This window comes from Actinoplanes ianthinogenes (assembly GCF_018324205.1).
Lineage (GTDB): Bacteria > Actinomycetota > Actinomycetes > Mycobacteriales > Micromonosporaceae > Actinoplanes > Actinoplanes ianthinogenes.
The window spans coordinates 9,869,740-9,883,626 of sequence record NZ_AP023356.1 but is presented as its reverse complement, the minus strand read 5'-3'; the positions used below and the strand labels follow the sequence as shown (position 1 = coordinate 9,883,626).

The 13,887-nt window shown below is 73.5% G+C and carries 14 protein-coding genes; 9 read left to right on the top strand and 5 right to left on the bottom strand.

Annotation, left to right across the window (positions count from 1 at the left end):
* The first annotated feature begins 4 nt into the window (after positions 1–4).
* From Aiant_RS45265 to Aiant_RS45235, 7 genes are all read left to right on the top strand, one after another.
* Positions 5–1,063, top strand: a complete 1,059-nt coding sequence (locus Aiant_RS45265; protein WP_189334247.1) for an ROK family transcriptional regulator — start codon at positions 5–7, stop codon at positions 1,061–1,063.
* A 4-nt stretch (positions 1,064–1,067) separates the two neighbouring features.
* Positions 1,068–1,691, top strand: coding sequence for an MBL fold metallo-hydrolase (locus Aiant_RS45260; RefSeq protein ID WP_189334248.1), 624 nt, complete (start codon positions 1,068–1,070; stop codon positions 1,689–1,691).
* Between the two features lie 222 nt (positions 1,692–1,913).
* Positions 1,914–3,137, top strand: a complete 1,224-nt coding sequence (locus Aiant_RS45255; protein WP_229830903.1) for a lipase family protein — start codon at positions 1,914–1,916, stop codon at positions 3,135–3,137.
* Positions 3,138–3,260: 123 nt separating this feature from the next.
* Entirely contained in the window at positions 3,261–3,923 is a 663-nt protein-coding gene (locus Aiant_RS45250) for a hypothetical protein (protein ID WP_189334250.1), read from the top strand.
* A gap of 39 nt (positions 3,924–3,962) precedes the next feature.
* Positions 3,963–5,987 (top strand): GAF domain-containing sensor histidine kinase, encoded by a 2,025-nt coding sequence (locus tag Aiant_RS45245; RefSeq protein WP_189334251.1) that lies wholly within the window; start codon positions 3,963–3,965, stop codon positions 5,985–5,987.
* On the top strand, positions 5,974–6,618 hold the full coding sequence (locus Aiant_RS45240; protein ID WP_189334252.1) for a response regulator: 645 nt from the start codon (positions 5,974–5,976) through the stop codon (positions 6,616–6,618). The genes Aiant_RS45245 and Aiant_RS45240 overlap by 14 nt, the downstream gene beginning before the upstream one ends.
* Positions 6,619–6,631: 13 nt before the next feature.
* Positions 6,632–7,258, top strand: a complete 627-nt coding sequence (locus Aiant_RS45235) for an alpha/beta fold hydrolase (protein WP_189334253.1) — start codon at positions 6,632–6,634, stop codon at positions 7,256–7,258.
* Here Aiant_RS45235 and pdxR read toward each other — a convergent pair.
* Positions 7,243–8,661, bottom strand: a complete 1,419-nt coding sequence (gene pdxR / locus Aiant_RS45230; protein WP_189334254.1) for a MocR-like pyridoxine biosynthesis transcription factor PdxR — start codon at positions 8,659–8,661, stop codon at positions 7,243–7,245. The genes Aiant_RS45235 and pdxR overlap by 16 nt on opposite strands.
* A gap of 46 nt (positions 8,662–8,707) precedes the next feature.
* Between pdxR and Aiant_RS45225 the strand changes: the two genes are divergently transcribed.
* Positions 8,708–9,148 (top strand): carboxymuconolactone decarboxylase family protein, encoded by a 441-nt coding sequence (locus tag Aiant_RS45225; RefSeq protein ID WP_212846863.1) that lies wholly within the window; start codon positions 8,708–8,710, stop codon positions 9,146–9,148.
* A complete protein-coding gene (locus tag Aiant_RS45220) occupies positions 9,145–10,302 on the top strand; it encodes an MFS transporter (protein ID WP_189334255.1) in 1,158 nt (385 codons plus the stop codon). The genes Aiant_RS45225 and Aiant_RS45220 overlap by 4 nt, the downstream gene beginning before the upstream one ends.
* A gap of 325 nt (positions 10,303–10,627) precedes the next feature.
* On the opposite strand, the gene Aiant_RS45215 is transcribed toward Aiant_RS45220, so the two are convergent.
* The 4 genes from Aiant_RS45215 to Aiant_RS45200 all read right to left on the bottom strand — a co-directional run bounded on the left by Aiant_RS45215 (position 10,628) and on the right by Aiant_RS45200 (position 13,876).
* Positions 10,628–10,975: an STAS domain-containing protein gene (locus Aiant_RS45215; protein WP_189334256.1), complete on the bottom strand. Its 348-nt coding sequence runs from the start codon at positions 10,973–10,975 to the stop codon at positions 10,628–10,630.
* A gap of 110 nt (positions 10,976–11,085) precedes the next feature.
* Entirely contained in the window at positions 11,086–11,565 is a 480-nt protein-coding gene (locus Aiant_RS45210; protein WP_189334257.1) for a hypothetical protein, read from the bottom strand.
* Entirely contained in the window at positions 11,562–13,124 is a 1,563-nt protein-coding gene (locus tag Aiant_RS45205; protein ID WP_229830906.1) for a DUF885 domain-containing protein, read from the bottom strand. Before Aiant_RS45205 ends, Aiant_RS45210 begins: the two co-directional genes overlap by 4 nt.
* Positions 13,121–13,876, bottom strand: a complete 756-nt coding sequence (locus Aiant_RS45200; protein WP_189334258.1) for an MBL fold metallo-hydrolase — start codon at positions 13,874–13,876, stop codon at positions 13,121–13,123. Before Aiant_RS45200 ends, Aiant_RS45205 begins: the two co-directional genes overlap by 4 nt.
* Positions 13,877–13,887 lie beyond the last annotated feature (11 nt).

Here is a 13,887-nt window from a genome sequence, read left to right as displayed (position 1 = left end):
GCCTGTGCACCTGGCTTTCCTGCGGGACTACCACGAGGCGCTGGTCATCGAGCTGGCCCGGAGCGCGCCGACGATCGAGCGCGGCACGGTCGCCGAGGCGACCGGGCTGACGCCGCAGGCGGTGTCCAAGGTGCTGGCCCGGCTGCTCGGCGAGGGCGTGATCGAGGCTGCCGGGGTGCGGCGGCCGGCGCTCGGCAAACCGGCCGCGGTCTATCGGCTGGTGCCGGGGAGCCGGTGGGCGGTCGGGGCGCACGTGAGCCGGCGGGCGCTGCGGCTGGTCCTGGTCGACCTGGCCGGTGCGGTGCACGCGTCGGCGGTGACCGCGCTGCCGGGGGACTTCACGCCCGCACAGTTGCTGCGGGAGCTGACCGCGGGGGTGGCCGAGCTGTCCGCCGGGCACCCGCTGACCGGGGTGGGGATCGGGATGATCGGGCCGCTCGACCAGGCTCGGGGGACGGTTCGGGACGCGCATCGGCTGCGGCACTGGCACGACGTGCCGCTGGCCTCGCTGGCGGAGGAGGCGCTCGGGCTGCCGGTCGTGGTGGACAAGGACGTGACGGCCGGGGTGACGGCGGAGGCGTGGCGGCGAGGTGCGTCGTTCCGGGACGCGGCGTTGATCATGGTGGAGAGCGGGCTCGGTGCCGGGTTGTGGCTCGGCGGGGCGGTCCATCGGGGGACGCATACCAACGCCGGGGAGTTCGGGCACACGGTGGTGCAGCTCGGCGGGCCGCTGTGCGTGTGCGGGCGGCGCGGCTGCCTGGAGGCGGTGCACGATCGGGCCACGGATCCGGCGGCGGCCGCGGCGGTGCTCGGCACCGGGGTGGTGAATCTGTTGCAGACCCTGGATCTGGGGCATGTCGTGCTGGCCGGGGCGGATCTGCTGCGGCACGGGGAGATCTATCGGGCGGCGGTCGCGGAGGCGGTGCGGACCCAGGTGCCGCGAGCCGACTGGCTGACCGTCGAGGTGAGTCTGACCGGGCTGGGCACCGACGCGATCGCGGCGGGGGCGGCCATGCAGGTGCTGAACGCGCGGTACGGGCTTCCGGCCCCGTCCGTAAGGTGACGGGATGCGACTGGTCAAATTCACCCATGCCTGTGTCCGGATCGAGGACGGGGACCGGCGGCTGCTGATCGATCCGGGAGTCTGGACCGAGCCGGAGGCGTTCGACGGGGTCACCGACATCCTGGTCACCCACGAGCACGACGACCACGTCGACGTGGCGCGGATCGCCCAGGTGGCGGCCGGTCGGCCGGTCCGGCTGTTCGCGCCGGAGCCGGTCCGTCAGCTCGCGGAGAAGGCCGGGCTGGCGATCACCGTGGTCGCGACGGGCGACGAGTTCAGCGCCGGTGGGTTCTCGGTGGCGGCGGTCGGCGGCCGGCATGCGGAGATCATCGACGGGCTGCCGGGCTGTGCCAATCTCGGGTACGTGATCGAGGGGATCTATCACCCCGGTGACTCGTACTTCGTGCCCGACCGGCGGGTGACGACCCTGCTCGTGCCGGCCGCGGCGCCGTGGGGACGGCACCGCGAGGCCATCGAGATGACCCGGGCGATCGCGCCGGAGCGGACCTTCCCGATCCACGACCGGGCACTGTCGACGGATGTCGGGTTCGCCAACTTCGACGGCTGGATGGCGGACGAGGACACCGAGTACGCCCGGATCCCCCTCGGCGAGGCCGTCACCTTCTGATCTCGGCGGAGTGAGAATTCGTCCCTCTGGAATGTCTCGGTTCGGCTGGTTACCTTCCGGTAACCGCGGAGACTCATCGATGGCGGTGAGTGGCAACGCGCGCTGAATCGCTGGAGGACGGACATGTCCGTACGGAAGAGGATTGCTGTTGCGATAATTGCCGCGACCATTGTCGGCGTTGGTTTCGGCGGGCCGGCGGCGCAGGCCGCCGCCTCGCGTGGGGTGACGATTCCCGCATTCTACGACCCGCCGGCGGCGCTGCCGGCGGACAATGGCGCACTGATTCGCAGCGAGCCGTTACCGCTGGCATTGTCGCTGCCCGGCATCGATTCTCCGCTGCCGGGCCGGGCGACCCGGATCATGTATCGGTCCACCGACTCGACCGGCGCGCCGGTCGCGGTGACCGGCGCCTACCTGGAGCCGGCCGCGCCCTGGCTCGGGCTCGGCCCGCGGCCGCTGGTGGTCCTCGCGCCCGGCACGATGGGGCAGGGCGACCAGTGCTCCACCTCGCTCGCCCTGCAACGCGGCCTGATCCTCGGGGCGGACGACGGGCAGACCACGGTGTCGATCGGCTACGAGATCCTGGCCATCTACCGGATGCTCGTCAAGGGCATCGCGGTCGTGCAGACCGACTATCCGGGACTGGGCGCGACGGATCGGCTGCACACCTACGTCAACCGGGTGGACGAGGGGCACGCGGTGCTGGACGCGGCGCGGGCCGCCAAGGCGCTGCCGGACACCTCGCTCACCGCGAGATCCGCGGTCGGATTCTACGGATACAGCCAGGGCGGCGGCGCGGTCGCCTCGGCGGCGGAATTGCAGGCGGAATACGCGCCGGACGTGCGGTTGAAAGCTACCTACGCCGGTGCTCCGCCGGCTGACCTGGCCGATGTCACCGCGTCGATCGACGGGACGGAATTGGTCGGCGCGCTGGGCTGGTCGGTGAGCGGATTCATGCAGTCGGAGCCGAGCCTGAAAACGGTCGCGGACAAATACCTGAGCGATTCCGGACGCGCAGCGCTCGCCGATCTTTCGACGATGTGTGTGGGTGACGCGATTGTCGGATACGCCGGCAAACACAGTTCCTCGTGGACGACCACCGGACAATCTCTCGCGGCCGTCATCAAGGCCGAACCGGCCCTGCGTTCCTTCATCGACGCGCAGCGGATCGGCGCCCGGAAACCCGCCGGGATCGTCCGGGTGGCCACCGGGGTGAACGACAACCTGGTCGCGCACGGGCAGGCCCGGACGATGGCCGCGGACTGGTGCAAGCTCGGCGGCGACGTGGTCTACGCCCCGATCAACCTGCCCGCCACCGGCAGCCCGCTGGTCAACCACCTGGCGCCGCTGCTGACCGACCAGGGCGACGCGATCGACTGGCTCGGCTACCGGCTGGCCGGCCTGCCCGCGCTCTCCACCTGCGCGATCCTGCCGATGCAGCAGTAGCCCGCCGATCATCCCGGCCGGCCTGGGACATTTCTCCCGGGCCGGCCGGGACATCGTCTCGGGACGCCCGGGACATCGGGCCGGAATCCTGACGTCAATCATGCGAGACGGAGGGAGAAAGCCATGACAACGATCGACCGGCTGATCCGGGCCGGCGGCGTCGCGCTGTGCGCCGGGGGTGTGCTCAGCGCATTCGCCACCGTGGGTCACGACTTCGTGGACCAGAAGACGGTCAACCCGGCACTGACCGCGATCGGGACCGTCGGCATCGCCGGTGGTCTGCTTCTGCTGCTCGGGCTCCCGGCGTGGTACGCCGTGCAGGCCCGGGCCGCCGGCCGGTTCGGCGCGGTGTCGTTCGTGCTGCTCTACCTGGGTGTCGCCGGTCTGCAGGTAGCGTCGCAGCCGGTCTACGACTACCTGGCCCCGGCGCTCTACGGCCGGCCCGGCAATGCCGCCCTGGCCGCCGACGGCGCCCTCGAGGAGGTCGCCACCGCGTACCTGGTCTATGTGCTGGTCATGCTGGTCGCGCTCAATCTCGGGTTCCTGCTGTTCGGCATCGCGATGGCCCGCGCCCGGGTCTTTCCCCGGACGCTGTCCTGGACGATCGCGGTGGCGCCTCTCGCGATCCTGTTCCTGTCCACGGTGGAGTCCTGGATGATCGCGCTGCTGCTGACCGTGGTCGCCGGCTGCGGACTGCTGATGGCCACCGGGCGGGTGCACCTCGGCGCGGACGAGCAACCGGCGACGATCGGTGGTGCCGTGCACACGCCGGAAGCCGCACACTGAGGACAGCGACCCGCTCGGGAGCGGAACAGGAGGGTCGCGATGCGGATCGTCCCCGCCCGGACGGCGTTGCTCACGCTGGCGGCCCTCGGCCTCGCCGCCTACACCGCCGCGCTGCCCTCGGCCTACCGCCGGGCCGGCTCGCTGGATCCGTCGCTGGTGGACAACCCGGCGGCGATGCGGGCCGGCCTGGCCGCGTGGGGCCTGACGACCAGCGCCTACGCGACCGCCTGGGTCGGTGGGCTCACCGTCGTCGCGGCGGTTTTCCTCGGCGTCGGCGTCCTGATCGTGCTGCGCCGCCCGGGCGACCGGACTGCGCTGCTGGTCGCCGGAGTGCTGATCGCCTTCGGGACGATCTGGCCGAACACCGTGCCGGCCCCGGACTGGCCACCGGTGCCGGCCGCGGCCGGGGAGGCACTGGACATCGTGGCCTTCGTCGGCTTCTTCGGCCTGCTCTTCTACTTCCCGGACGGGCGGTTCGTGCCGCGCTGGACCGGCTGGCTGTTCGCCGTGCTGGCCGCGCACGTGGTGGTGAGCGAGACCCTGCTGGCCTTCGGCATCCGCATCCCGGAGGTCGTCGACCTGCTGCTCGTACTCGCCTGGGTGGCCGGTGGGGTCGGCGCGCAGGTGTACCGGTACCGGCGGGTCTCCACCCGGGCGCAGCGGCAGCAGACGAAGTGGGTGGCCGCCGCCCTCGCCGTGGCGATCGGCGGTTTCGCGGTCGTGGCGCTGCTCGGGCACCTCGCGGTCCTCCGGTCGCCGCGCGGGACGGTGCTCTACGCGGCGCTCACCATGTTCACCCTCGGGGCGCTCTTCTGCCTGGTTCCGCTCGCCCTCGCCCGGGCGGTGCTGCGGCACCGGCTGTGGGATCTCGACCCGGTGCTGAACCGGGCGATCGTCTACGGCGGGCTGACCGTGGTGCTGACCGCCGTCTACGCGGGCGTGGTGGCGTGGACCGGGCGGACGGTGGACGTGCTCGGCGCGGTGGTGGTGGCGGTCCTGGTCGAACCGGTGCGGCGCCGGTTGCAGGCCGGGGCCAACCGGATCGTCTACGGGCAGCGTGACGATCCGTACGTGGCGCTGACCGTGCTCGCCCGGCGGCTGGCGGACAACGCCGAGCCCGAGGAGGTGCTGCCGCTGCTGGCCCGCTCGGCGCGGGTGGCGATCCGGTCGCCGTACGTCGCGATCGTCGCCCCCGGCGGTGCGACCCTGGCGTCGAGCGGCACCCCGGCGCCGGACCCGGTCACCCTGCCGCTCACCCACGGCGGTGAGCGGCTCGGCGCACTCCTGGTCGCGCCGCGGGCGCCGGGCGAGACGTTCGACGCCCGCGATCGCCGGCTGCTGGACGACCTGGCCCGGCAGGCCGCCGCGGCGATGCAGACGGTCCGGTTGCGCCGCCGGGCCGAGGACCTCGCCGCCCAGTTGCAGACCTCCCGGGAGCGGTTGGTGGCCGCCCGCGAGGAGGAGCGCCGCCGGGTGCGCAGGGAGCTGCACGACGGGCTGGGCCCGGCCCTGGCCGCCCAGGCGTTGCAGGTGGAGGCCGCGCACGATCTGGTGCGCCGCCGGCCGGAGCAGGCCGAGTCGCTGCTGGCCGAGGTGCTCGCCCGCGGCGCCGACGCGGTGGCCGAGGTGCGGCGCATCGCCCGCGGCCTGCGGCCACCGGCGCTGGACGAGCTCGGGCTGGCCGGCGCGGTCCGGCAGGCCGCGGCCGACCTGGCGCCTTCGGTACGCGTCGCCGTCGTCACCACCGACGTGCCGGTCCTGCCCGCCGCGGTCGAGGTGGCCGCCTACGCGATCGTCCGCGAGGCCCTCACCAACGTCGTACGCCATGCCGCCGCCCGCCACGCCGAGGTGCACCTGACCACCGCCGGCCCGCTGCTCATGGTCGAGATCCTCGACGACGGCCGTGGCCTGACCGGCGCCCCGCCCGGCGTCGGCCGCACGTCGATGCGCGAGCGGGCGCAGGAGCTCGGCGGCCGGTGCACGGTCACGACCCGCCCCGGGGGCGGCGTCCACGTGGCGGTCTGCCTGCCACTGATCCCGGAGGCTGCCGATGGACCCGATTAGCGTCCTGGTCGCCGACGACCACGAGCCGTTCCGAGCCGGCCTGCGCGCCGTGTTCGCGCTGGCCGACGACATCGTCCTGGTCGGCGAGGCGCCGGACGGGCGCGGCGCGGTCGAGGCGGCGCTGCGGCTGCAACCCGATGTGGTGCTGATGGACCTGAAGATGCCGGGCCTGGACGGCATCGAGGCCACCCGGCAGATCACCACGGCCGCCCCGCACATCGGCGTCGTGGTCCTGACCATGCTGGAGGACGACGACTCGGTCTTCGCCGCGCTGCGGGCCGGTGCCCGCGGTTACGTGCTCAAGGGCGCGCTGCGGGCGCAGCTGGTCCGTGCGATCCGGGCGGCCGCCGACGGCGAGGCGCTCTTCGGCCCGGCCGTCGCCCGCCGGATCGCCGACTACTTCGCCCGCGAGCCGGCCCGGCCGCTCGCCGCGTTTCCCCAGCTGACCCAGCGGGAGCGGGACGTGCTGGCGCTGGTCGCCCAGCACCGGACCAACGTGGAGATCGCCCGGCAGCTCGACCTGTCGCCGAAGACGGTCGGCAACCACGTCTCCACCATCTTCGCCAAGCTCCAGGTGGCCGGCCGCGCCGAGGCGATCATTCAGGCGCGCGAGGCGGGCCTGGGGAGGTGACTACTCTCGGGGCATGGCGACCTTCGTCCTGATTCATGGCGCCGGCGACGTCGGGTGGTATTGGCACCTGGTGGAGGCCGAGTTGCGGGCGCACGGCCACCGGACGGTGGCGCCGGACCTGCCCTGCGACGACGACACGGCGGGCCTGGCGGATTATGCGGATGCGGTGGTCGCGGCAGCCGGCGACCACCGGGACCTGATCGTTGTCGGACAGTCGCTCGGCGGGTTCGTCGCGCCGCTGGTCGCCGCCCGGCTGCCGGTCGATCAGCTCGTCCTGGTCGCCCCGATGATCCCGGCGCCGGGCGAGGCGCCCGCCGACCACTGGACGAACACGGGGTACGAGCCGGCCGGCGAGTTCGACGACCTGTTCTATCAGGACGTCGCGCCGGACCTGGTCGCGGAGGCGACGAAGCGCGGCCGCCGCCAGTCCGAGACCCGGCTGGGCGAGCCGTCCCCGCTGCGCGCCTGGCCGGACGTACCCACCCGGGTCCTGCTCTGCCGCGACGACCGGCTGCTGCCGCCGGACTTCGTGCGCCGGGTCGCCCGGGAGCGGCTCGGCGTCACGCCCGACGAGATCGATGGCGGTCACACGCCGGCGCTGAGCCACCCGCGCGAGCTGGCCGCCTACCTGATGTCATAGGACTCCCCGGGTCGCGGCGCGGCCGGATGGAGCGCGGAGACGATCTGCCGGAGTGCGTCGAGGGCAGCCGCGAAAGAGTGTTCCGGCGGCGTCGCGTAACCCACCACCAGACCGTCGCGAGTCGGCATCGCGCTCTCCGGATGCCGATAGGGTGACAGCCCGTCGACCGCCAGACCGAGACCGCGGGCCGCGGCCAAGGCCCGCTTCTCCTCACCGTCCGCCATTTCCAGTACGGCATGCAGCCCCGCCGCGATCCCGGTCACCCGCACCCCCGGTTCGACCGCCGCCACCAGCTGGTCCCGCCGCCGCCGATAGCTCTGCCGCATCCGGCGCACGTGCCGGTCATAGGCCCCGCAGGCCAGGAAGTCGGCGAGGGTCAGCTGATCGAGGGCACTCGACCAGAACTCCCGCGGCCCCTTCACCGCCAGCACCGGGTCGACCAGCCGGCCGGGCAGCACCATCCAGCCCAGCCGCAGCGCCGGGGATAGGCTCTTGCTCGCCGATCCGAGGTAGACCACCCGCTCCGGGTCGAGGGCTTGCAGCGCGCCGATCGGCTGCCGGTCATAACGGAACTCGCCGTCGTAGTCGTCCTCCAGGATCAGCCCGCCGGTGTCCCGGGCCCAGTCGACGACCGCGGCCCGCCGCGACGCGTGCAACGGCCCGCCGGTCGGGAACTGATGGGCCGGCGTGAGCAGCACCGCCCCGGCCCCGCCCAGGTCGGCGACCCGCGCGCCGTGCTCGTCGAGGTCCAGCGCAACGGTCCGTTTGCCGGCCCCGGCGAGCAGCTCGCGGTGGAACGGCAGGCCGTACGACTCCACCGCGACGGTCTCCGGCAGCACCGCGCTGAGCAGCCGCAACGCGTGCGCGAACCCGGCGCAGACCACGATGTGGCCCGGATCGGCGCGTACCGCCCGGGCGCGGCTCAGGTAATCCGCGAGCGCCTGGCGCAACTCCACCCGCCCGCGCGGGTCGCCGACCCCGAACGCCTCGCTGGGCGCCGCGGTCAGCGCCCGCCGCGCCGAGGCCAGCCACGCCGTGCGCGGGAACGCGGACGCGTCCGGTGTGCTCGGTTTCAGGTCGTGCACCGGGCGGCGCTCCGAGCGCGCCGCGGGCCGGTCCGCCACCGGCGCCGCCGCGGTCCGCGCCGCGACCCGTGTTCCGGAGCCCTGCCGGGCGGTCAGCCACCCCTCCGCGACCAGCTCGGCATAGGACTCGGCCACCGTGTTGCGGGCGACGCCGAGGTCGGCGGCGAGCACCCGGTAGGACGGCAGGCGGGTGCCGGGCGCCAGCCGCCCGGACCGGATCGCCTCCCGCAGCGCCCGGATCAGCCGGGCCCGCCGACCACCGGCGCCGGTCAGCTCCAGGTGCAGATCGTCACCGGAATTGACCCATGATTCCGTCACGGAATTGAACCCTACAGCGGGTCATTCGCGCTCCTAGCGTGGAGGCATGACAGCACAGCGCATGAACTTCTTCGCCGCCGCCCCCACGATCTTCAAGGCCGTCCTGGCCCTGGACACCGCGGCCAAGCAGGGCCTCGACCCGGCCCTGGTGGAGCTCGTCCAGATCCGCGCCTCGCAGATCAACCGGTGCGCCTACTGCCTGGAGTACCACACCACCGACGCCCGCAAGGCCGGCGAGGACGAGCAGCGGATCCACCAGCTCAGCGCCTGGGAGGAGTCGCTGCTCTACAGCGCCGCGGAGCGGGCCGCGCTGGCCCTGACCGAGGCGGTCACCCTGCTGCCCGGTGGCGTCTCGGACGAGATCTTCGACGAGGCGGCCCGGCACTTCGACGAGGAGCAGCTCGCCCACCTGCTCGCGGTGATCTTCACGGTCAACACCTGGAACCGGATGAACGTCACCACCCGCAAGACCCCCGGCACCCGATGACCGGGGTCCGGGGCTGGGCAGCGGTTCTCGCGGTCACCCTGGGCGTGTTCGCCCTGATGACCTCGGAGCTGCTGCCCGTCGGGCTGCTCACCCCGGTGGCGTCGGCGCTGCACGTCGGCGAGGGCGCCGCCGGCCTGATGGTGACCGTTCCCGGGCTGGTCGCCGGGATCTCCGCGCCGCTGATCACCGTCGCTCTCGGCCGGATCGACCGCCGGATCGTCCTGGCGGTGCTGGTCGGCCTGGTCGGCGTGGCGAACCTGGCCGCCGCGTCCGCCACCGGCCTCGGCACCGTGCTGGTCGCCCGGTTCCTGATCGGTGTCGCCGTCGGCGGTTTCTGGTCGCTCGCCGCGGGGATCGCCATGCGGCTGGTGCCGGCCCGCCACGTCGCCCGGGCCACCGCGGTGATCTTCGCCGGCACCGAGGCGGCCACCGTGTTCGGCGTGCCGACCGGCACGCTTCTCGGTGACCTGGCCGGGTGGCGGAGCGCGTTCGCGGCCGTCGGCGTGCTCGGATTGGTCGCGCTGGGCTGCATCGTCGTGCTGATCCCGCCGCTGCCGGCCGAGGGTTCGATCGGCCTGGCCGTGCTGCCCGGCGTGCTACGGGGCAGCGCGGGGTTGCGGGCCGGGCTGGCCATCACGTTCCTGATCATCACCGGGCACTTCGTGGCGTACACGTTCGTCCGGCCGATCCTGGTGGAGCGGGGTGTCGGCGGAGATGCCGTCGGTCCTCTGCTGCTGCTCTTCGGCGTGGCCGGGCTGGCCGGCAATTTCCTGGCCGGCGCTCTGGTCACCCGGTGGCCGCGGGGCACGGTGCTGGGCATCGCGGGTGGGCTGACGGCCGCGATGATCGGGGCGACCGGCCCGGTGCCGGCGCCCGCGCTGCTGATCCTCTGGGGGCTGGCGTACGGCGCGGTTCCGGTCACCTTGCAGACCTGGATCCTGCGGTCCGCACCGGATGCCGCCGACGCGGCCGGCTCGCTGTTCGTGGCGGTGTTCAACCTGTCGATCGCGGTCGGCGCGTTGCTCGGCGGCCTCGCCGTGGAGGCGGTGGCGACCAGCGCGGTGTTGTGGATCGGCGGTGGTCTCACGGCCCTCACCGGCGTGGTCCTGGCCGGCCGGCGGCCGGTCGGCGCCCCGGTGCCGAGTTCGGTGTGACGGCCGGGCCCTGATGCTGAGGCGATGGCGAGCGCGACCTCGGTGGCCGCAGCCCCGCGATCAGCGCACAGCAGGCGGGTCCAGCTGGCTCCGGGCAGGTTCGACCCGGAGCATCCGCACGCGGCCTACGCCTGCGCCACCAGTTCCTGCCCGGCAGCCGGACGCTGCGGCTGACCGGCGAGACCGACCTCGCCAACGGCCCGGGCAGCACGAGCTGCTCGACCTGGTCCGCGTCGCCGGGTCACCGGATCGGCGGGGCGTCATCCCGCCAGGCGCCGGGACAGCCCGGACAGGACACCGGCCGGGACGAGAGCCGGCCCGGTGGTCACGCCTGCGGGAGATGGAACAGGCTGTCGAGGTTGCAGATGGTCAGGACCTGGCGGACGTTGCGATGCGCGTGGCTGATCTCCAGGCGGCTGCCCCGGTGCTCGGCGGTGGTGCGGCACTGGAGCAGCGCCAGCAGACCGGCGGAGCCCAGGAACGTGACGCCGCTCAGGTCCAGCACGACGCGGTGGCCGCCGTCGCGCGGGACCAGTTTGGACACCTCGCGTACGAACTCGTCGGAGTTCTCCATGTCGACCTCACCGGCCACGGCGACGACCGTGGTCATCTCGGTCTGCCCCTGGAGCTGGACGACCAGCCCGGGCATCGATTCGACAGCGTCGATGGTCATCAGTGCCTCCCCAGCCTGATCGCTTCGTCTGACCCGCCTGCGGCTGCGGGGCGAGTGCCGAGAAGACGACCGTGATGGCCGGGGACCCGACGTGGTGCAACAGGCCCACGCTACTCCGGTGCCCGGACGGATCCCAGGCCTCCGTTCGAGCGCCGGCGCCAGCGCCAGGGTTCCAGCAGGAGCAGGCCGATCAGGAACGCGCCGGTGAAGCCGGCGAAGAAGGCCGCCGACGTCCGCCACGTCCGGACATCGTCGACCGGATAGATCTGGGTCCGGCTGCCGGTGTCGCGGGCGGCGAGCGTGTCACCCACCGCGGCTCCCGGCGGCAGCCCGTCGGCCAGCTCCATGTCCCGCCGGACGGTCCTGCCGTCATCGCCGCGGAAGTCGCCGAACCAGCCGCACCGCTGCCGCGGCGGCTCCCGGCGATCGCAGCTCATCGGCTCGGTCAGCGTGAACGTGCCGGTGACGCCGCCCCCGTGCGCGGCCCGCCAGTCCGGCGCCAGCATCGTGGCCGTGCCGACCGACCCGATGGCGCCGATCACCACGAAGGCGATCGCCGCGATCCGCAGGCGAGTCCGTGCGGACATCATCGGCTCAACGCTCCCGCCAGCTGATCCAGCCCCAGCGACCCGATCTCCATCGCCCGGCGGTGGAACGCCCGCCGGTCCGGCGTACGACCTGCCAGCCACACCCGCTCACCGACCTTGTAGGTCAGCGCCTGCCCCGGCCGGCCCAGGTAACGGGCGAGCTCCCCGGCCGCGTACGGACCCTGGTGACAGCGGTCGCGCAGCAGCCGCAGAGCCGCGTCCGGGGTCCACGTCGGGTGCAGGTGCAGGCCGATGTCGAGGACGACCCGCGCGGCCCGCAGCAGCTGCGAGGTCAGGTATCCGAACCGGGCGCCCGGCCGGTCGTAGAGCCCGAGTTCGTCCATGAACCGCTCGGCGTACAGCGCCCATCCCTCCTGGCAGCCGGAGAGCCCGCCGAGCAGGTTGAGCCGCTGCCCGAGCCCGCCTCGGCAGGCCTCGGAGCCGATCTGGAGGTGGTGGCCGGGAACGCCCTCGTGGTAGGCGATGCTGTAGGCGTACCAGGTGGGGAAGCTGGTCTGCCCCTCCGGCAGCAGCCACCAGACGCGGCCGGGCCGGGTCAGATCCCGTGACGGTCCGGTGTACGCGGTGCCGCCCGACACGGTCACCCGGGACTCGATGCGCCGCAGCGGCGCGGGGATGTCGAAGTGCACGCCGTCCAGCCGCTCGGTGGTGGCCTCCAGCAGCTCCTGGAGCCACGCGCCGAACGCGTCCCGGCTGTGCAGGGTGCCCGGCGCGTCCGGGCGGTCGAGCCGCTCGCGTACCTCGGGCACGGTCCCGCCCAGCGCTTTCGCCTCCGCGACCAGCTCCGCCTCGATCGCGGTGAACTCGTCCCAGCCCCAGTCGTAGAGCTCGCGCAGATCCGGCTCGCTGCCGAGGAAGGTGCGCACCCAGAGCGCGTACCGTTCCGGCCCGAAAGCCTCGTCGTCACGGGTCCGCGGCGCCAGGTCCGCGGTCAGCGTCGCGGCGAATTGACGGTACGCCTCCCGCGCGCCCGCGGCCGCCGCCAGCAACGAGCCCCGCTGCCGCCCGTCGCCATAGCGCTCCACCAGCGCGAGATCGTCGTCGCCCCAGTTGCGGCAGCGCTCGACAACGAGCTCGACCTGGCGCCGCGTCGGCAGGTGACCACGCGACGCCGCCAGCCGGAGACTCTCCGCGTACCCCGCCAGGGCGGCCGGGATCGCCGCCTGGCGTGCCGCGACCCGGGCCCAGCCCGCCTCGTCCACCGCGTCCCGGCCGGGCACCGCGGCCTGGACCGCCTGCCGGATGAGCTGGAGCGGCCCGGTGGCCGCCGCGTGCAGCTCCCGCAGATCCTCCCCGGCCTCGTGGAGGTCGAGCCGGGTCCGCAGCCGCTCGGTGAGGTGGGCGTGCAACGGATCCGTCGCGGGCCGGGCCGACAGCTCCCGCAGCGCCCGGGCGGCGAGATCGGCGCGGGCCCGGTGGCCGTCCGGGCTGTAGTCGGTGAGCCCCTCGACGTCCTGCTCGCCGCCCTCCACGATGGCGATGCACGGGTCGAGCCGGGCGACGTCGCGCAGCAGCCCGTCGGCGAAGTCCTCGATCGTCACAGCGTCGCCGCCAGCTTCCGCAGCTCGGCGGAGGCGTTCGCGAGCAGCGGGTTGCCGTGACCGGGAAGGATCGCCCTGATGTCCATCGCCGCCAGCTTCTTCACCGACTTGGCGGCCAGTGGCGCGTCGGTCGTGTACTGCGGGTCGGAGCCGGTGAGCGCACCGCCGGTGGTCCGCAGCGCGTCGCCGGAGACGAGCACCCCGGTCGACGGGTCGAACACCGAGATGTGCCCGGGCGTGTGCCCCGGCGTGTCGATGATCTGGAGGCCGAACACCTCGTCGCCCTGCTTCACGCCCTTGACCGTCGTGGCCGTCCCGATCGCGTCCAGGTCCAGCAGGCCGGCGTAGAAGGACGCTTTCACCAGCTTGGACACCGCGGCCAGGCCGCCCACGTGGTCGTCGTGCCGGTGGGTGAGGATCACGTGCTTGACGGCCGCCCAGCTCTGCTCGGCGGCCTTGAGCCCGTCCTCGATGGACGCCTCGAAACCGGGCGTGCCGAGGTCGACGACGGCCACCTCCCGGTCGCGGACCAGCAGGTAGGCGGAGACGTAGGACATGTCGACCTGTTTCCAGCCACCGATGCCGGCGGGGCTGGGCGGCGGGATCGACGGCGCGGCGGGGGACGCGGCCCCGGACGGGGAACCGGGCGGGTCGCCGGCACAGCCGGCCACCGTGCTCAGCACGGCCACCCCGAGCACGCCGGCGCCGGCCGAGAAGAACAGTCCACGCCGGGTCAGTCTGCCATCGATCACGCCGCATTCTC